Raw genomic sequence first — 17,526 nt, forward strand, 5'->3', positions numbered from 1 at the left:
ATGGAATACAATATCGCAGTCGTCAAGGGCGACGGTATTGGTCCGGAGATCGTGACCGAAGCCATGCAGGTGCTCGACAAGGTGGGCGAGCGGTTCGGCCACACCTTCCACTATCAGGAGGTGCTCGCGGGCGGCTGTTCGATCGACGCGAACGGCATCCCGCTGACTGAGGAGACCATCGAGATATGCAAAAACGCGGACTCCGTGCTGCTCGGCGCGGTCGGCGGCCCTAAGTGGGACGAAGTACCCTCGGAAAAACGCCCGGAGAAAGCGCTGCTCGGCCTGCGTTCGGCGCTCGGCCTGTTCGTCAACCTGCGTCCGGCGCAGATGCACAAGGCGCTGTCCGACGCGTGTCCGATCAAGCCCGAGATCATCGGCGACGGCTTTGACATCCTGGTCTGCCGCGAGCTGACCGGCGACGTATACTTCGGCCGGCATTACCGCCGCGAGAGCGACAAGGGCTGGGGCGAGACCGGCGCGGATGATATGAACTACTCGGTCTACGAGGTCGAGCGCATCGGCCGCCGCGCGTTCGAGATGGCGATGAAGCGGAATAAGAAGGTCTGCTCGGTCGATAAGGCGAACGTGCTCGAAACCAGCCGCGTCTGGCGCGAAACCATGCACCGCATCAAGGACGAGTACCCCGAGGTAGCATATTCGGATATGTATGTGGACAACTGCGCGATGCAGCTTGTCCGCAATCCCAGCCAGTTCGACGTGATCGTGACCGGCAACCTGTTCGGCGATATCCTGTCGGACGAGGCATCCATGATCACCGGCTCGATCGGCATGCTGCCCTCCGCCTCGATGAACGAGAGCGGCAAGGGCATGTACGAGCCGATTCACGGCTCCGCGCCGGATATCGCCGGCAAAGGCATCGCCAACCCGATCGCGACCATCCTGTCCTGTGCGATGATGCTGCGCTACTCTTTCGGCCTCATGGCCGAGGCAGACGCGGTTGAGAACGCGGTCGAGGCCGTGCTGGACGCGGGCCATCGCACAGCGGATATCGCCGCGCCGGGGGAAAAAGCGCTCTCCACCAGCGAGATGGGGGCGCTCATCCGCGCACAACTTTGATTGTTGACAGAGAGGAACGCCGGCCGTGGGCCGGCGTTCCTTTTTTTCGCTTCCTTTCATAAAATGGATGGGAGGTGAATGAATTTGGAGCAGGTTTCGCAATATATCAAGGCGGATTATGCCATTCTGGTGGCAGTCCTGTATTGCTTGGGGCGCGCTTTCAAGGCAATCAGAAAATTCCCCAATCAATTTATTCCACTTGCCCTTACCGGCTGCGGCATCATGCTGGCCTGTCTGTCGGCTGTTTCCCGCTACGGGGAGTATGCAAACTGGGCAGCCGCTCTGTTCGATGGTATGGTGCAGGGAATCCTCTGCACCGGAATGTCCGTTTACCTCAATGAAGTGATCTCGCACTGCGGCCTAGGCGGCTGTTCGTGCCGGAAAGACAAAAAAGATTGAAAAACACCAAAAGTCAGGCGCTTTGCCTGGCTTTTTACATCAATTTTCCGAATCATCCAGTTTTATACCTTGCAGGCTTGAGATTTTGAAACAACTGCGCTATAATAAAATAGATTTGGAATGTGTATTATGCAGCAATGATGTGAAAATATGGGAGACAAAGAGATGAAAACCGCTTCAATTCTGGGCGTGCATTTTCATGCCGTAACGTTGCAGCAGGCGGTGGAGTTGGCCATGAGCCGGATCCGCGCGCGGCAAAAGGGGTATGTGGTGACGCCAAATCCGGAAATAGTGGATCTTTGCCGAAAGGACAGCGATTTTATGAGGGTGGTGAATCATGCCGCCCTGGTATTGCCGGATGGCATCGGCATCATCTATGCCGCAAAAATCCTGGGCGAGGAGCTGTGCGGCAAGGTCGCCGGCATAGATTTTGCCGAAAGCCTTGCCGCTGCCATGGCAAAGGAAGGAATGCGCCTTTACCTGCTCGGCGCAAAGCCGGGCGTGGCAGAAAAGGCGGGCAGAAACCTCTGCGTAAAATACCCCGGGCTGGTCCTTGCAGGAACGCACGACGGCTATTTTTCCGATGAACAGGAAGCGGTCGAGGCCATCAATGCCTGTGGCGGCGCGGACGCTGTGTTCGTATGCCTGGGGGCGCCGAAGCAGGAGAAGTTCATTTCCGCGCATATCGACGAAATCCATGCCACTCTGTACTGCGGCTTGGGCGGCTCGCTCGATGTTTTCGCAGGCGAAGCAAAGCGCGCGCCGGATATTTTTATCCGGCTGGGGCTGGAATGGTTTTACCGCCTGCTCAAGCAGCCCAGCCGGATCGGCCGTATGATGAAGCTGCCCAAATTCCTGCTTATCGTGTTTCGGGAGCGCCTTTTGGGACGGAAAGGAAAATAAAAAATGAAAGTGAAACTGTTGGCGCACACGCCCGAACCGGAAAAGCTGGTGGCGGCGGCGGCCAAGAACTGCTATTCCTTCACAGATGTCGACAGCGTGCTGGACGGATTGACAGAGGAAAAAACCCAAAGTTTTGTCCATATGCTTTCAGAGATCGGGCATGAAAGCCCGATCGAGCATGTGTCGTTTACATTTGCGATCGAGGGCGTGTCGCGTTCGCTGCTCGCGCAGATCACGCGGCACCGCATGGCCTCGTTTTCCGTACAGTCCCAGCGGTATGTGAGGGAACGCGGGTTTGAGTATGTCGTGCCGCCGGAGATCGATAAAATCCCAGCGGCGCGGGAACAATTTATTCGGGCGATGGAGGATGACCAGCGCACCTACGAGGCGCTGACCGCCGCGCTGATGGAGGGCTACGTTGAGGAGCTGCTCGCGCAGGGCGTTCCGGAGAAGCAGGCGCGCAGCCAGGCGGAAAAGCACGCGATCGAGGACGCTCGATATGTGCTGCCGAATGCCTGTGCTACCCGCATTGTGATGACTGCCAATGCACGCAGCCTGAAAAACTTTTTTAAGCTGCGCTGCTGCAACCGCGCGCAGTGGGAGATCCGCGCGCTTGCAGAGGAAATGTACCGCGTGGTATACGCGGTCGCGCCGACGCTGTTCGCGCACTGCGGGCCTGCGTGCGTGGACGGCGCCTGCACCGAGGGTAAAATGTCCTGCGGGAAGGCGGGTGCAGTACGCGCATATTATCAAAAGCTGCGAGAGACAGCGGGACAATAAGGAAAAGGATATTTTTTATGTTACCATTTTGCGAAATCACACTGAAGGACAAGCGGGCGGTCGAGGCCTGCGGCGCCCATTACAATTACCATCTGTGCGAGCGTTGCTTTGTCGACCTGTTTATGTGGCGTAGTCATTATGGCACGCAGATCTGCTTCCGCGACGGTTTTTTGCTGGTCAAGATGACGCCGCTTGACGGCGGGCATGACTGTTACTTGGCGCCGATTGGAGAGGGAGATCTGGGCGGCGCGCTAGACGCGCTGGAAGCCGACGCCGCGGAGCGGGGAATCCCGTTCCAGCTGGTATCCATAGCGGAGCCTATGATCGAACGGATCGAAGCTGTCCGGCCGGAAAAGTATTCTTTCTCCCACGATAATGAGGATGGGGATGACTACATTTACCTTGCAGAAAAGCTGCGCACCCTGTCCGGAAAAAAGCTGCAGTCTAAGCGCAATCTGGTCAACCGGTTTAAAACCGCGTATGAGGGCAGATGGAGCTATGAGGATATGACGCCGGAAAACGTCAAGGATGCGTTTGGATACCATATCCGTTGGTGCAATCAGAACGGCTGTGCGCAGAATCGGGACTTTCAGGGGGAAACCTGCGCGATTGTGCAGGCGCTGCACAACTTCTCCGCGCTTGCGCTCAAAGGCGGGCTGCTGCGTCTGGATGGCGAAGTGATCGCTTTCACGTTTGGATGCCGGGCAACGCCGGATATGTATGTGGTACAGATCGAAAAGGCCGACCATACGATTCCGGGCGCTTACCAAATGATCAACCAGCAGTTCGTTTTGCGGAACTGCGATGATGTGGAATACGTCAACAGAGAGGAAGACCTCGGTATAGAGGGGCTTCGGAAAGCCAAAAAATCCTATTATCCGGTGATGCGCGGCGTGAAATACACGGCCGTGCCAAAGGAGCGTGCGGAATGATCCGCTTTGCTGGACCGGAGGATGCCGGCGCGGTTCGAGCGCTTTGGGAGCGTTGCTTTCCGGACGAGGGAGGCTTCAATCCGTATTTTTTCGCCCATTTTTTCGATATCGGGAAAACGCTGCTCTCGGTTGAGGGAAGCACGCTGTGCGCGATGGTGCAAATGCTGCCGTACCGTCTGGACTGCGGGGGCGATGTGTCCGAAGCGACCTATATTTACGGGGCATGCACCCATCCGGACTATCGCCGGCAGGGACATATGGCGCGGCTTCTGGAGCATTCCTTTGCGCTTGACCGCGCGGCGGGACGAACTGCCTCCACGCTTATCCCTGCGGAGGAGTGGCTGTTCGGCTTTTACCGGCCGTTTGGCTATGAGCCGTTTTTTCGCATAGCGCGCCACGAGATCGTGAAAAAGACGCGGGGGAGCGTTCCGCAGCGTCTTTCCGAACAGGATATCCCACAGCTCGCGGCGCTGTATGACCGGCTTGCCGCACCCTGCCGTATCGCGCGCAGCCCATCCTGCTGGGCGGGGCAGATAGCGCTGTTCGACGCTTTGGGAAAGGGCGTGTACGGCTGGCGGGAGGCTGGTAAGCTGGCTGCCTATGCGTTCTGCTGGGAGGATACCGCACAGGAAGCATTCGGCATGACGCCGGAGCGGGAGCAGGGCTTGCTGGAGGTATTGCGGAAAGATGCGTTCACCTATACGGCATGCGGTCGGGAAACGGCCCTGGGCTGTATCAAATGGCATGTGCCCAGGGCGGTTTCCTGCGGCTATATGAATTTAATGCTCAATTGAAAGGTGTGTGACAACAATGGTATATGTGTTGCTGGCAGAAGGCTTTGAAGAACTGGAAGCGCTGTCGCCGGTCGATCTCCTGCGCCGTTCGAGTGTGGAGGTAAAGCTGGTGGGCGTGACCGGTAAAATCGTACACGGTTCTCACGGTATCGGCGTGGAAACCGAGCTTTCCATGGACGAAGCGGATTGGGATGCGGCGGAAGCGGTGATACTGCCGGGCGGAATGCCGGGTACGGCCAACCTGTATGCGGACAAGCGTGTGACGGATGCCGTGCGGAAGTGCTATGACGATGGCAAATTCGTCGCGGCGATCTGCGCCGCGCCCTCGGTCATTCTGGGCGGCATGGGGCTGCTGCAGGGGCGCAGGGCGACCTGCTACCCCGGCATGGAGGATGGAATGAAAGGTGCGACCGCAGTTCGGCAGACCTGTGTGCGGGATGGAAAAATCATCACGGCGTGCGGCGTGGGCGGCGCGTTGGATTTTGCCTGTACGCTCGTCTCCGCGCTCTGCGGTGAAGCGGAGGCCCGCCGTGTGGCGGATTCCGCGCTGTATGCGTTTGGAAAATAAACCGGAGCTACGCCGCTTTTTCCTGAAGCAGCGGATGGAGCAGCCGCGGGCGGAAAAAGCCGCGGCCGATCGGAGTATCTCCGAGCGGCTGCTGGCCAGTACGGTTTTTGCCCGCGCACAATGCGTGTTCTGTTATGTATCCACGCCGGATGAGATCGATACGCATGGTATCCTGCGTCAGGCGCTTGCCGAGGGGAAAAACGTTTGCGTGCCGCGCTGCCTCCGCGCGGGGGAGATGCGGGCGTACCATATCGCGTCGTTGGACAGCCTGCGGACGGGACGCTTCGGCATTCTGGAGCCGGATGCGTCTGCGCGGGAGGTGCCGCCGGAGCGTATCGACCTGATTGTCGCACCGGCGCTGGCCTGCGACCGTGCGGGGTACCGCCTGGGCTACGGCGGCGGATATTACGACCGCTTTATGATACGGACGCCGGCCATTCGGGCTGCCTTGTGCGCGGAGGGGCGTTTGTTGGAACGGTTGCCGCGCACGGCGTTCGATCAGCGCTGCGGCTGGATTTTTACCGAAAGGCGGGTGCTGCACACGGATGAAAAACAATAAGATCGCGCTGCTGCCCGGCCTGTCATTGTTTCTGTGCTTTTGCCTGCTGACCGGCATGGGGCGGCTGGCAGGACGGCTCGGCGGCGGCGCGCCGCTGACCGCGCTGTCGGAGGCAGCGGCTTTTCTGCTGCCGATGGTTTTGGCGGTCGTCTCTCTGCGCGACCAGAAGGCGGTCCGCCAGCGCCTGCGGCCCAGGCGGCTCCCCAAAGGGGCGCTCGGCGTAACGGTTAAGCTCGGCGTAACGGTGGCGGTGCTGTCGCTTTTTCTGAACCTGCTGATATACCAGATCGCCGGCCTTGCCGGAGCGGATCTGACTGCAACCGCGCTGGACACACCGCAGACCGGCATGACGCTGCCAGGGAAGCTGCTGGTGATCGTAGCGCTGAGCGCGACCGTGGAGGAGATGTATCTGCGCGGCGCGCTGATGGCCGCGCAGGAGCAAAGCGTCGGCACCGGCGCGTGCCTGGTGTTCAGCGGCTTTGCGTTTGCGATGCTGCACGGCAGCCTGATGAATTTTTTCGGCCCGCTGCTGGCGGGTATCGCCTATGCGTATCTGACGTATGCGTTCGGAAGCGTTTGGCCGGCCGTGCTTGCGCACGCGGTCAATAATCTGTATTATGTTTTTGTCCTTTGGATCACGGATACTTATGCCGCCTTTGGCATTTGGAATCATTTCGCGGCGATCAATGCGATCGTATTGCTGCTGTTTTTGTATCTGACGCTGCGCGGGGCGGAAGGACTGCTGGCAAAGGGGTATATCCCGCACCTGGAAAAGGGTGCGGGGCTGTACGACCTGTTCCTGCTCGTGCGCAATCCCGGTGTTATAGCTTTTATCGTGGCGTTTCTCGTCAAAGTAGTGCTGCACTGGATCTGAAAAAACCTTGAGAAATGGATGAGGTGAAAACATGGAAAACATGGAGAATCAGCAAACCCAACCGGTACAGCAAACGCGCCGCCGGAGCAGGCGGCGCAAGAACAGCGGGTGTGCGGGCACGGTTGTGTATGTAATCGCCGTGCTGGGCATTTCGATCGTCCTGTCGCTGGTGGCGATTTTTGTTGCAAACGACGTGTTTGCGTTTGTCAAGGACGACGCGGTAAAAGAAATAACCGTTGCGGAGAATACGGACGTTCTCTCCCTTGCCAAACAGCTTGACGATGAGGGCGTGATTAATTACGGCACGATTTTCAAGCTGTATGTCCGTCTGAAAGGGGATAACGAGAGCGTTTTGGCCGGCGCCTACGCGCTCAATCCCAATATGGATTACGGGCAGATCATCGACACGCTGGCAAATTCCACCAGCACGGAGACGATCCAGATAACCGTGCCGGAAGGCTATTCGACCATGCAGATCAAGCAGCTGTTGCTTGATGAGCACGTCTGCACGGAGGAAGCGATCGACGAAGCGCTCAACGATTACGAGTTCAAGCATGAGTTTTTACAGGAGGAAAAGCCGGCGAAGCAGGGCTGGCTGGAGGGGTATCTATTCCCCGACACCTATGAGATATACAAGGGGAACTCCACGGTCGTTTCCAGTCTCAACAAGATGCTCAACAACTTTGATGAAAAGTATGACGATGAGATCCAGGCAGGGGCCGAGAACCTTGGCATGTCGATGCACGATATCGTAACGGTTGCGTCCCTGATCGAACGCGAGGCGCAGCAGGACGGGGAGCGCGCGACGATCGCGGGTGTTATTTATAACCGTCTGAACAATCCGGATTCGTTCCCCTACCTGCAGGTGGACGCCTCGGTGCTGTATGGCTTGGGACGGACGAGCGGAAAGCTGAGCGAGGAGGATCTGCAGTCCGATACGCCATATAACCTGTATACCAAGCAGGGCTTGCCCCCCGGACCGATCTGCAATCCCGGCTACGCTTCGCTGTACGCGGCAAGCCATCCCGAGCAGCATAACTATTTCTACTATGTCGCCATGCCGGATGGCAGCCATCTGTTTGCCAACAGCTATGCGGAGCATGAGGCGAATATCGCCGCCTCCAACGCGGCGCAGGCTGCGGCCGCCAGCGCGGAGGGAAGCGGTGAATAAGCGGCCGGAGCTGCTCGCGCCGGCAGGGGATATGGAAAAGCTGCGCTTTGCCATTGCGTATGGAGCGGACGCCGTGTATTGCGCCGGACAGCAATTCGGCATGCGGGCCGCTGCCGCCAATTTTGACGAAGAAGCGCTTCGTTCCGGCATCGCTTATGCGCATGGGAGGCACGTCAAGTGCTATGTAACGGTTAATATCATGCCCTCCAACCGCGACCTGCTCGCCCTTCCATCCTATCTGGAGCTGTTGGAGGATGCGGGAGCGGACGCGCTGATCGTGGCGGACGTGGGCGTGCTTCGGCTGGCACGGAAATACGCGCCTCATGTGCCGCTGCATATCAGCACCCAGACCAGCATCCTGAACCATGAGGCGGCGAATTTCTGGGCGGATCTTGGGGCAGAGCGGATTGTGCTGGCGCGTGAGCTTTCCTTGGACGAGATCGCGGAAATACGGGAAAAGACCCCTAAAACGCTGGAAATCGAAGCGTTTGTCCATGGCGCGATGTGTATATCCTATTCGGGCCGCTGCCTGATTTCGCAATATATGACAGGGCGGGACGCCAACCGCGGCGCGTGCGCGCAGCCGTGCCGGTGGAATTACGCGCTGATGGAGGAAAAACGGCCGGGGGAATATTTTCCGGTCGAGGAGGACGCGCGCGGCACCTATCTGTATAACTCCAAGGATATGTGCATGATCGGGCATATTCCAGAGCTGATCCGCGCGGGGGTGGATTCATTTAAGATCGAGGGACGCAACAAAACGGCTTACTACGCCGCCTGCGTGACCGGGGCTTACCGCGCGGCGATCGACGCGTACCGCGCCTCTCCGGAGACATTCGTGCTGCCGGAGTTCTGCACGGAGGAGGTCAATAAAGTAAGCCATCGGGAATATTACACCGGCTTTTACTTCGGAAGTGGGGAGAACGGCCAGCATTATGGCGACAGCCAGTATATCCGCGATTACGAGGTCGTAGGGATGCCAGTCTGCTGCGGTGCGGACGGACAGGCGGTGTTTGCGCTGAAAAACCGCTTTTTCCGAGGGGAGGAGCTGGAGCTGCTGCAGCCCGGCAGGGAACCGCATGTGTTCCGCGCGGAAAACGCGGTAAATGAAGAGGGGGAAGCGCTGGCGCTTTTCAATGTCCCACAGATGAAAGTGCAGTTTGCGTTCCCATTCCCAGTGAGTGAATACGCGATTCTCAGAAAGAAAAAGGAACGGCCGAATTAGGCCGTTCCTTTTCGTTTGTCTCGATTCAGTTGTGCGGCGCCCAGTCCAGACTCCGGCTCACCGCTTTATTCCAGCCGTCCAGCAACCGGACGCGCTCCTGCGTCTCCATATGGGGGGCATACAGCGTGTCACAGCGCCAGAGCCGTTTCAGTTCCTGCCGGTCTTTCCAAACACCGGTAGCAAGCCCAGCCAGATAGCATGCGCCGAGCGCGGTCGTTTCACGGATGACCGGCCGCCGGATGGTACAGTTCGAGATATCCGCCTGGAACTGCATCAGGAAACTGTCCCTGCTCGCGCCGCCGTCAACAGAAAGGGAGGCGAGAGGGACGCCGGTATCGCGCGCCATTGCGTCAAGCAGGTCGTTAACCTGATAAGCGATGGATTCCTGCGCGGCGCGGATAATATGCTCACGGCTGGTGCCGCGCGTCAGGCCGATCAGGCAGCCACGCGCGTACATGTCCCAATGCGGCGCGCCGAGGCCGGTGAACGCGGGAACAAGGTATACGCCGCCGGTATCCGGCACCTTCTTGGCGTAGTATTCCGCATCGCGGCTTTCGGAGAAAAAGCGCATTTCATCGCGCAGCCATTGGATCACCGCGCCGCCGATAAATACGCTGCCCTCCAGAGCATACTGGGTTTTTCCCGCAATATGGATGCCGATTGTGGTTAGCAGGCCGTTTTTGCTTTCGCAAACCTGTTCCCCTGTATTCATCAGCAGAAAGCAGCCTGTCCCGTAAGTGTTTTTCGCATCCCCCGCGTCAAAGCAGGTCTGGCCAAACAGCGCAGCCTGCTGGTCGCCTGCAATGCCGGCGATCGGCACGTCGCCGCAGGGAAGGGAGACATAGCCGTAAATTTCGCTGGAGGAGCACACGCGCGGCAGCATGGCGCGCGGGATGTCGAGTGCACGGAGCAGGGTGTCGTCCCAGTCCAGCTTATGGATATCAAAGATCATGGTGCGGGCGGCGTTGGTCATGTCAGTGATATGCGCTTTCCCGCCGGTCAGCTTCCATACCAGCCAGGAATCCACCGTGCCGAACAGAATCTCGCCGCGCGCGGCTTTTTCCCGCGCGCCTTCGACATGGTCCAGAATCCACTTGATTTTTGTTCCGGAAAAATAAGCGTCCAGCACGAGTCCGGTCGTATTGCGTATGTGATCGGTCAGCCCCTGCCGCACGAGGCTGTCCACAATATCGGCGGTACGCCGGCACTGCCATACAATTGCGTTATAGACAGGACGGCCGGTGGCCTTGTCCCACAGGATCGTTGTTTCGCGCTGATTGGTGATGCCGATCGCGGAAACATCAGCGGGAGAAACGTCTGCCGCAGCGAGAGCCTCCAGCATAGCGGCGTATTGCGTTGACCAGATTTCCATGGGGTCCTCCTCGACCCAGCCCTCGCGGGGATAGTGCTGTGACAGTTCGTGCTGCCGGATGGAAAGGATGTTTTGTTCGTTGTCGAATAAAATTGCGCGCGAGCTGGTTGTCCCCTGATCGAGTGCCAATACATAGTTTGCCATTGGATCGCCGCCTCTCTTTTTCCTGCTATTATCATACCCCGCGGCCCCTGCTGCTGTCAATATTCCGCAAATGCGCGAAAACACATTGCAAAAGTGGGCAAAATATGATATTATTACAATCGAGTATAGCCTTTTAGCACAAACCTGTCACAAAGTAAATTCTAATTTGTAAGGGAAGTTTTCTATATGAGCGAAAATCAGAAGCAAACCATTTTTTCTGGTGTCCAGCCGTCCGGCAAACTGACGCTGGGCAATTACCTGGGCGCGATCCGCAACTTTCCGCTGCTGCAGGAGGATTATAACTGCATCTACTGCGTGGTTGACATGCATGCGATCACGGTGCGTCAGGATCCGGCAGCGCTGCGGCGCCAGACGTTGGAGGTGCTTGCGCAGTATATCGCCTGTGGCCTTGATCCGGAAAAGAGCGTCCTGTTTATCCAGAGCCATGTGCCGGCGCACGCCGAGCTGGCTTGGGTGCTCAACTGCTTTACCATGTTTGGAGAGGCTTCCCGCATGACGCAGTTCAAAGATAAGTCCGCCAAGCATTCGGATAATGTGAATGTCGGCCTGTTTACCTATCCGGTTTTGATGGCGGCGGACATCCTGCTGTACCAGACCAATATTGTGCCGGTCGGCGTGGACCAGAGTCAGCATATCGAGATCTGCCGCGATATTGCAAACCGCTTTAACGGGGTTTTTCCGGATACTTTCACGATTCCGGAGGGACGCTATCCGAAGGCGGGCGAGGGCGCGAAGATCATGAGCCTGTCCGATCCGGAAAAGAAAATGAGCAAGTCGGATGAAAATGAAAACGGGTATATCCTGCTGATGGATCAGCCGGATGTGATCATGCGCAAGTTCAAGCGCGCGGTGACCGATTCGGACGCCCGCATCGTCATGGACCCGCAGGGCAAGCCCGGCATTTCCAACCTGCTGCAGATTTACGCGCTTGCGACTGGCAAGACGGTTGCCGAGGCGGAAGCGGAATTTGCGGGCAAGGGCTATGGGGAGTTCAAGCCGGCGGTGGGCGAGGTGGTCGTCGAGCTGCTGCGCCCAATCCGCGAAAAGACGGAGGATCTGCTGCGCAACAAGGATTACCTGCAGCAGGTATATACCGAGGGCGCGCAGAAAGCGTCCTACCTGGCGCGGAAAACGCTGGACAAGGTTTACCGGAAGCTGGGGTTTGTCAAGCGCTGAACATCTGCTTTTGAGAGGAACAAAAAATGCCTGAATATATCGTGATCGGTATGGTTGTCGCCGCGTTTGCCGCGGCGGGCGTGCTGTCGTATTTCTTTACGCCGCCGGTCAAAAAGTTCGCGCACAAGGTCGGCGCGATCGACGTTCCCAAGGATAACCGCCGCATGCACAAGGAACCCATACCGCGGCTGGGCGGGTTGGCCATTTTCGGCGGCTTCCTCTGCTCGATTCTGATTTTCGGACAACTGGACAAAACCATGCTGTGCGTACTGCTGGGAGCGATCATCATTGTTTCGCTGGGCATTTTTGACGATGTCCTGGCGCTTGGCGCAAAGCTCAAATTCGTTGTGCAGATTGTCGCGGCGGCGATACCTGTATGCGTAGGGGATCTGCAGATCAAGCTGTTCACCAATTTGAACCCGTTTTCCGACGAAGCGTACTTCCACTTGGGGATTTTTGCAATTCCGGTGACGATCCTCTGGATTGTAGGCATTACCAACGCCGTGAACCTGATCGACGGCCTGGACGGACTGGCGGTCGGCGTTTCATCCATTGCTGCGATCACCATGCTGGCGGTCGCGTTGCTGACGGAGAACATGATGATCGCTGTCACAATGGCGGCGCTCGCAGGCGCATGCGTCGGCTTTATGCCGTATAACCTGAACCCCGCAAAGATATTTATGGGGGATACTGGCTCGACCTTCCTTGGTTATATGCTGGCAACGGTATCCATCATGGGCCTGTTCAAATTTTATGCGGTCATTTCGTTCGCTGTTCCGTTCCTGATACTGGGGCTGCCGATTTTTGACACGGCCAATGCGATCATCCGCCGCGTGGCGGCGGGGCGCAGCCCGATGAGTCCGGACCGCGGCCATGTCCATCACAAGCTGATCGATATGGGCTTTAACCAGAAGCAGGCGGTCGCGATCCTGTACGCGATCAGCGCGACCCTTGGCCTGACAGCGGTCGTATTGACCTCGTCGGGGGAAGTAAAGGCCATTATCCTGCTGCTGGCGGTATTGGTCGCAATTATCGTCGGCGCATGCGTCATCTACGGCGCGGAACACTGGGGCAGGCATCCGCACGATGGAACCCCAGAGGCAGAAGACAGGGATGATGGGGACGCACAAAAGGAGAAAACAGACGATGAACAAAATTAAAGTGATGACTGTGTTCGGCACGCGGCCGGAGGCGATCAAAATGGCGCCGCTGGTGCATGCACTGAAAAAGAATGCCCATACCGAGCCGATCGTCTGCGTCACCGCGCAGCACCGCGAGATGCTGGATCAGGTGCTGGATATTTTTCAGATCAAGCCGGATTATGACCTTAACATCATGCAGCCGCGGCAGACGCTGGCACTGATTACAGAGAAAAGCCTGCATGGGTTGGATGATGTGTTCGAGCAGGCGCAGCCCGATATGGTGCTGGTGCATGGAGACACCTCGACGACGTTCGCAGGCGCGCTTGCCGCGTTTTATCATAAAATACCGGTCGGGCATGTAGAGGCCGGCCTGCGCACCTATGACAAGTACTCTCCGTTCCCGGAGGAGATGAACCGCAAGCTGACCGGCCAGATCGCGACGCTGCATTTTGCGCCGACCCCGCGCAATCGGGATAATCTGGCGCGCGAAAGCATCACGGATGGGGTTTCGGTGGTCGGCAATACCGTCGTCGATGCGATCCACATGACGGTCCGGCCGGATTTTGCTTTCCGCGACGAGCAGCTGAAAACGCTTGATTTTCAGAATAACCGCGTGGTGCTGGTCACCGCGCACCGGCGGGAGAATTATGGCGAGCCGATGGAAAATATCTGTCGCGCGATCGCCGCGCTGTCGGAGGCCTATCCGGATGTGCATTTCGTGTATCCGGTTCACCTCAGTCCGTATGTGCGTGAAACGGCGGAGAAGTTTCTGGGTGGGAACGACCGCGTCCATCTGATCCATCCGCTCGCGGTGGATGAGATGCACAACCTGATGGCACGCTGCTATCTAATTATGACGGATTCCGGAGGCCTGCAGGAAGAGGCCCCCAGTCTTGGCAAGCCGGTGCTGGTGCTGCGCCGCGAAACCGAGCGGCCCGAGGCTATCGAGGCCGGCACAGTCAAGCTGGCTGGGGTGGAGCAGGAGAACATCGTCCGTCTGGCGCGCGAGCTGCTGGACGACGCGCAGGCTTATGGAGCAATGGCGCATGCGGTCAACCCATATGGCGACGGCCAGACCTCTGAACGCATCGTACAGGCGATTGAGCATTATTTCGGCCTGCGGGAAGGCGGCCCCGCGCCGTTTACACCGTGAAAATGAAGAAAAAGCTGTCCGCCCCTCTGATTGCGGCCATTGGCGCCGGCGTATTTGTCGCTCTGCTGGCGCTGGCATATCTGTTTGCTTCCGGCCTGCTGCATGAACGGGATACCGGCATCGTGTTGTCCGATGGTACGCAAAACGCGCCGGTCGTCAGCTCGGGAAGCCAGATGCTGACTGCGCAGAGCGTCGCGGATATCGAGATCGGCCCTGTGAATGCGCAAAAGGTCGTTGCGTCCTTGGTACGTCCGACCGCCTATAGCTGCAGCATACAAAATACGCTGTACTATGCGGGCGGTTCGTCCACGCTGTCCTGCCGCCAATATGTCAAGGATGGCGTGGTGCGGACTGATACCCTGCAGGCGTCGGGGAGCGTGGAAAGTACCCTGCTGCGCAGGGGCGATACTGTTTATGCCTGGGAGAACGGTGCTTCCAGCGCTTATGAGGGAAACTGGGGCGATTTTACGGACGACGCGGCTGCCATGCTGCCCACCTACGAGGACGTATTGGGGGAAGAGGTGCGGCTTTTGGATGCGGGGCGGCAGGACATGGACTATGAGCCGTGTATCCGTGTGGAATTTGAGCAGGGAGGCTACCGCTGTGTATATTACATATCAGCAGCCTCCGGCCTGCTGAAAGCAGCGTCGTTTTACAGCGGCGATACGCTGGTCCGTCAGGTGACGGTCAGCGAACTGAAAACCGAAGCGCCGGAGGACCAGGTTTTTGATTTGCCGGATGGGCGCTCGGCGTTGGGAGAGAATCACTGAAAATGTCTGAATATTTACCAATATCGGAAGAAATACGCGCGCTCGGCCGTCAGGCTGAGCGCGAAATCATGCCGTGCTTTTCTCGTATCGAAGAGATCTGCGACCGGAATACGGAAAAGGTGCTGGCGGCGTTTACGAAAAACCGCGTGTCGGATAACCTTTTTGCCGGCACGACCGGCTATGGATATGACGATCACGGGCGTGACACCCTGGACCGCATTTATGCCGATATCTTCGGGACGGAGGCCGCGCTGGTGCGCATCGGCTTTGTCAACGGCACGCACGCGCTTTCCTGCGCGATGTTTTCCGCAGTCAAAACAGGGGACACGGTGCTTTCAGTCACCGGTCCGGCGTATGACACGCTGCAAAACACAATCACCGGGGATTACTGCGGCAGCATGAAGCACTATGGTATCGGTTACAAGCAGGTGGACCTCAAGGACGGCGCGCCCGATCTGCCAGCGATTGCCGCAGCCGTGCGAGACCAAGCGGTCAAACTAGTGTTCATCCAGCGCAGCCGCGGCTATGCCGTACGTAAAACGCTGTCCTGCGAGGAGATCGGAGAAATCTGCCGGACGGTGCGTGCCGCAGGCTCCGAAGCCGCGATTATGGTGGATAACTGCTACGGCGAATTTGTGGAGGAGACTGAGCCGACCCAGGTTGGCGCGGATCTGATTGCGGGTTCGCTGATTAAAAACCCGGGCGGGGGTCTTGCGCCCACCGGCGGTTACATCGCAGGCCGCTCGGATCTGGTGGAGAATGCCTCCTATAAGCTGACCGCGCCCGGCATCGGCGGGGAGTGCGGCTGCACCATAGGACAGAACCGTTTGCTGTATCAGGGGCTGTTCATGGCGCCGCATATCACGGCGCAAGCGCTGAAAACGGCCATTTTCTGCGCCAAGGTCATGGAGCTGATGGGATACGAGGTCAGCCCGAAAGCGGAAGAGACGCGGTATGACATCATCCAGACGATTGCGTTCGGCGCGCCGGAGCCGCTGCGCCGGTTCTGCGAAGGGATTCAGGCGGGCGCGCCGGTCGATTCCTTTGTGACACCGGAGCCGTGGGCCATGCCGGGCTATGACGATCCGGTCATCATGGCGGCGGGCGCTTTCGTGCAGGGCGCTTCCATTGAATTGTCGGCGGATGCTCCGATGCGGGAGCCGTATGTGTGCTATTTACAGGGCGGCCTGACCTACGCTTCAGGCAAAGCCGGTATTTTGCTCGCGGCTGAGCGTATCAGCAATGCCAAATCGTGAAAGTGGAGGAAGAGCGGCGGGACCGCTCTTTTTTCACGGGTATGGTTGCGCGAAAAGCGGTTTCGTGGTACAATATTTGGGTTGAGAGGGCAGAGGTTTGCAGCTATGACGATTCTTGGTATCGACCCTGGCTACGGTACGATCGGCTATGGGGTCGTGCGGTTTGAAAACTTCAAGTTCACGCCCGTGCAGTACGGCGCGGCAACAACAAAGGCCGGCATGCCGATGCATCTGCGTCTGTGTGAGATTTATGAGGATATCAGCACGTTGGTCGATACGTTTCATCCGGACGAGGTTGCGATTGAAGAGCTGTTTTTCTCCAAAAACATTACGACCGGCATCCAGGTCGCGCAGGCAAGAGGCGTGATCCTGCTTGCGCTCGCCCAAAAGGGCCTGCATCCGGTTTCGTATACGCCGAACCAGGTCAAAATGGCGGTGGTCGGCTATGGCAACGCAGAAAAAAAGCAGATGATGGAAATGACGAAAAGCATCCTGCATCTGACAAAGCTTCCGCGGCCGGATGACGCGGCGGATGCGCTCGCGCTTGCGATCTGCCACGGCCATTCCAGAAATGCAATACGGTATGAGGGTATTTGATGTTTTATTATGTAGAGGGTACGGTCGCGCTGCTCAAGCAAGGGCTTGCCGTAATCGACTGCGGCGGTGTGGGATATGCATGTCACGCTTCGCAGAACACGATCGGCAAGCTGAAAATCGGCGCCCGCGCGCGTTTGTTGACATATCTGAATGTCCGCGAGGATATTTTTGAATTATACGGGTTTATTGACGAGGAGGAGCAGTCCTGCTTCGAAATGATGATCGGCGTATCCGGCGTGGGGCCGAAAGCCGCTCTTTCCATTCTGTCGGTCGCGCCGCCGGACCGGCTTGCGCTGTCCATCATCACAGGGGATGAAAAAATGCTGATGCAGGCGCCAGGCATCGGCAAAAAAATCGCGCAGCGCATTGTTTTGGAGCTGCGGGACAAGATGAGCAAGGAACAGTTGGAGACTGCGTCCAGCGTATCGCCTGTTGCCATGGCCGCGGCGTCCGGCGGGGTCAACCATACGCAGGAGGCTGTTGCGGCGCTCATGGTGCTTGGGTACAGCCAAACGGAAGCGCTTCAGGCGATGGAGGGGATGGACGCCGCGCAGATGGAAGCGGAGGAGATCATCCGCCAATGCCTGAAAAAGCTGGTCAAACAGTAAAGGGG

General features: G+C 57.9%; 19 protein-coding genes. 18 read left to right on the forward strand and 1 reads right to left on the reverse strand.

The features are described 5' to 3' along the window. From leuB to OCV66_RS00610, 11 genes are all read left to right on the forward strand, one after another. The gene (leuB, locus tag OCV66_RS00560) at positions 1 to 1,077 is read left to right on the forward strand and encodes a 3-isopropylmalate dehydrogenase (protein WP_147573653.1); all 1,077 of its coding nucleotides are present in this window, start codon (positions 1 to 3) and stop codon (positions 1,075 to 1,077) included. 84 nt (positions 1,078 to 1,161) lie between these two features. After that, positions 1,162 to 1,476, forward strand: coding sequence for a phage holin family protein (locus OCV66_RS00565; RefSeq protein WP_161804664.1), 315 nt, complete (start codon positions 1,162 to 1,164; stop codon positions 1,474 to 1,476). Between the two features lie 165 nt (positions 1,477 to 1,641). Then, positions 1,642 to 2,379, forward strand: a complete 738-nt coding sequence (locus OCV66_RS00570; protein ID WP_147573654.1) for a WecB/TagA/CpsF family glycosyltransferase — start codon at positions 1,642 to 1,644, stop codon at positions 2,377 to 2,379. 3 nt (positions 2,380 to 2,382) lie between these two features. After that, positions 2,383 to 3,159 carry an FAD-dependent thymidylate synthase gene (gene thyX, locus OCV66_RS00575; protein ID WP_107630410.1) on the forward strand — a complete coding sequence of 259 codons (777 nt, stop codon included), beginning with the start codon at positions 2,383 to 2,385 and terminating at the stop codon, positions 3,157 to 3,159. A gap of 17 nt (positions 3,160 to 3,176) precedes the next feature. Beyond that, a complete protein-coding gene (locus OCV66_RS00580) occupies positions 3,177 to 4,091 on the forward strand; it encodes a DUF2156 domain-containing protein (RefSeq protein WP_054325845.1) in 915 nt (304 codons plus the stop codon). Further along, the gene (locus OCV66_RS00585; protein WP_054325846.1) at positions 4,088 to 4,885 is read left to right on the forward strand and encodes a GNAT family N-acetyltransferase; all 798 of its coding nucleotides are present in this window, start codon (positions 4,088 to 4,090) and stop codon (positions 4,883 to 4,885) included. The genes OCV66_RS00580 and OCV66_RS00585 overlap by 4 nt, the downstream gene beginning before the upstream one ends. Before the next feature lie 16 nt (positions 4,886 to 4,901). Beyond that, the gene (locus OCV66_RS00590; RefSeq protein WP_054325847.1) at positions 4,902 to 5,453 is read left to right on the forward strand and encodes a DJ-1 family glyoxalase III; all 552 of its coding nucleotides are present in this window, start codon (positions 4,902 to 4,904) and stop codon (positions 5,451 to 5,453) included. Beyond that, positions 5,437 to 6,012 (forward strand): 5-formyltetrahydrofolate cyclo-ligase, encoded by a 576-nt coding sequence (locus OCV66_RS00595; protein WP_054325848.1) that lies wholly within the window; start codon positions 5,437 to 5,439, stop codon positions 6,010 to 6,012. Before OCV66_RS00590 ends, OCV66_RS00595 begins: the two co-directional genes overlap by 17 nt. Beyond that, positions 5,999 to 6,886, forward strand: coding sequence for a CPBP family intramembrane glutamic endopeptidase (locus OCV66_RS00600; protein ID WP_054325849.1), 888 nt, complete (start codon positions 5,999 to 6,001; stop codon positions 6,884 to 6,886). Before OCV66_RS00595 ends, OCV66_RS00600 begins: the two co-directional genes overlap by 14 nt. Before the next feature lie 31 nt (positions 6,887 to 6,917). Further along, a complete protein-coding gene (gene mltG, locus OCV66_RS00605; protein WP_054325850.1) occupies positions 6,918 to 8,057 on the forward strand; it encodes an endolytic transglycosylase MltG in 1,140 nt (379 codons plus the stop codon). Further along, positions 8,050 to 9,282: a peptidase U32 family protein gene (locus OCV66_RS00610; protein ID WP_242977783.1), complete on the forward strand. Its 1,233-nt coding sequence runs from the start codon at positions 8,050 to 8,052 to the stop codon at positions 9,280 to 9,282. Before mltG ends, OCV66_RS00610 begins: the two co-directional genes overlap by 8 nt. Before the next feature lie 25 nt (positions 9,283 to 9,307). On the opposite strand, the gene glpK is transcribed toward OCV66_RS00610, so the two are convergent. Continuing rightward, positions 9,308 to 10,798: a glycerol kinase GlpK gene (gene glpK, locus OCV66_RS00615; protein ID WP_147573655.1), complete on the reverse strand. Its 1,491-nt coding sequence runs from the start codon at positions 10,796 to 10,798 to the stop codon at positions 9,308 to 9,310. A 186-nt stretch (positions 10,799 to 10,984) separates the two neighbouring features. Here glpK and trpS point away from each other — a divergent pair, with 186 nt between their 5' ends. The 7 genes from trpS to ruvA all read left to right on the forward strand — a co-directional run bounded on the left by trpS (position 10,985) and on the right by ruvA (position 17,521). After that, positions 10,985 to 11,995, forward strand: coding sequence for a tryptophan--tRNA ligase (gene trpS, locus OCV66_RS00620; RefSeq protein WP_107630415.1), 1,011 nt, complete (start codon positions 10,985 to 10,987; stop codon positions 11,993 to 11,995). Positions 11,996 to 12,021: 26 nt separating this feature from the next. Beyond that, positions 12,022 to 13,155, forward strand: coding sequence for an MraY family glycosyltransferase (locus OCV66_RS00625; RefSeq protein ID WP_054325852.1), 1,134 nt, complete (start codon positions 12,022 to 12,024; stop codon positions 13,153 to 13,155). Continuing rightward, positions 13,142 to 14,290 (forward strand): non-hydrolyzing UDP-N-acetylglucosamine 2-epimerase, encoded by a 1,149-nt coding sequence (gene wecB / locus OCV66_RS00630; protein ID WP_054325853.1) that lies wholly within the window; start codon positions 13,142 to 13,144, stop codon positions 14,288 to 14,290. The genes OCV66_RS00625 and wecB overlap by 14 nt, the downstream gene beginning before the upstream one ends. Next, complete coding sequence (locus OCV66_RS00635; RefSeq protein WP_147573656.1) at positions 14,287 to 15,060, forward strand: hypothetical protein; 774 nt, start codon at positions 14,287 to 14,289, stop codon at positions 15,058 to 15,060. Before wecB ends, OCV66_RS00635 begins: the two co-directional genes overlap by 4 nt. Before the next feature lie 2 nt (positions 15,061 to 15,062). Further along, entirely contained in the window at positions 15,063 to 16,316 is a 1,254-nt protein-coding gene (locus OCV66_RS00640; protein WP_147573657.1) for a methionine gamma-lyase family protein, read from the forward strand. Between the two features lie 105 nt (positions 16,317 to 16,421). Continuing rightward, positions 16,422 to 16,913 carry a crossover junction endodeoxyribonuclease RuvC gene (ruvC, locus tag OCV66_RS00645; protein ID WP_107630420.1) on the forward strand — a complete coding sequence of 164 codons (492 nt, stop codon included), beginning with the start codon at positions 16,422 to 16,424 and terminating at the stop codon, positions 16,911 to 16,913. Beyond that, positions 16,913 to 17,521: a Holliday junction branch migration protein RuvA gene (ruvA, locus tag OCV66_RS00650; protein ID WP_054325855.1), complete on the forward strand. Its 609-nt coding sequence runs from the start codon at positions 16,913 to 16,915 to the stop codon at positions 17,519 to 17,521. The genes ruvC and ruvA overlap by 1 nt, the downstream gene beginning before the upstream one ends. Positions 17,522 to 17,526 lie beyond the last annotated feature (5 nt).

Origin of the sequence: Agathobaculum ammoniilyticum, assembly GCF_025567315.1 — a bacterium.
Taxonomy (GTDB): domain Bacteria; phylum Bacillota; class Clostridia; order Oscillospirales; family Butyricicoccaceae; genus Agathobaculum; species Agathobaculum ammoniilyticum.

Bases quoted from the DNA above. Each gene is read 5' to 3' on its own strand.
- leuB (WP_147573653.1), top strand. From the start codon at position 1: ATGGAATACAATATCGCAGTCGTCAAGGGCGACGGTATTGGTCCGGAG.
- OCV66_RS00570 (WP_147573654.1), top strand. From the start codon at position 1,642: ATGAAAACCGCTTCAATTCTGGGCGTGCATTTTCATGCCGTAACGTTG.
- thyX (WP_107630410.1), top strand. From the start codon at position 2,383: ATGAAAGTGAAACTGTTGGCGCACACGCCCGAACCGGAAAAGCTGGTG.
- OCV66_RS00580 (WP_054325845.1), top strand. From the start codon at position 3,177: ATGTTACCATTTTGCGAAATCACACTGAAGGACAAGCGGGCGGTCGAG.
- OCV66_RS00585 (WP_054325846.1), top strand. From the start codon at position 4,088: ATGATCCGCTTTGCTGGACCGGAGGATGCCGGCGCGGTTCGAGCGCTT.
- OCV66_RS00590 (WP_054325847.1), top strand. From the start codon at position 4,902: ATGGTATATGTGTTGCTGGCAGAAGGCTTTGAAGAACTGGAAGCGCTG.
- OCV66_RS00595 (WP_054325848.1), top strand. From the start codon at position 5,437: ATGCGTTTGGAAAATAAACCGGAGCTACGCCGCTTTTTCCTGAAGCAG.
- OCV66_RS00600 (WP_054325849.1), top strand. From the start codon at position 5,999: ATGAAAAACAATAAGATCGCGCTGCTGCCCGGCCTGTCATTGTTTCTG.
- mltG (WP_054325850.1), top strand. From the start codon at position 6,918: ATGGAAAACATGGAGAATCAGCAAACCCAACCGGTACAGCAAACGCGC.
- glpK (WP_147573655.1), bottom strand. From the start codon at position 10,798: ATGGCAAACTATGTATTGGCACTCGATCAGGGGACAACCAGCTCGCGC.
- trpS (WP_107630415.1), top strand. From the start codon at position 10,985: ATGAGCGAAAATCAGAAGCAAACCATTTTTTCTGGTGTCCAGCCGTCC.
- OCV66_RS00625 (WP_054325852.1), top strand. From the start codon at position 12,022: ATGCCTGAATATATCGTGATCGGTATGGTTGTCGCCGCGTTTGCCGCG.
- wecB (WP_054325853.1), top strand. From the start codon at position 13,142: ATGAACAAAATTAAAGTGATGACTGTGTTCGGCACGCGGCCGGAGGCG.
- OCV66_RS00640 (WP_147573657.1), top strand. From the start codon at position 15,063: ATGTCTGAATATTTACCAATATCGGAAGAAATACGCGCGCTCGGCCGT.
- ruvC (WP_107630420.1), top strand. From the start codon at position 16,422: ATGACGATTCTTGGTATCGACCCTGGCTACGGTACGATCGGCTATGGG.
- ruvA (WP_054325855.1), top strand. From the start codon at position 16,913: ATGTTTTATTATGTAGAGGGTACGGTCGCGCTGCTCAAGCAAGGGCTT.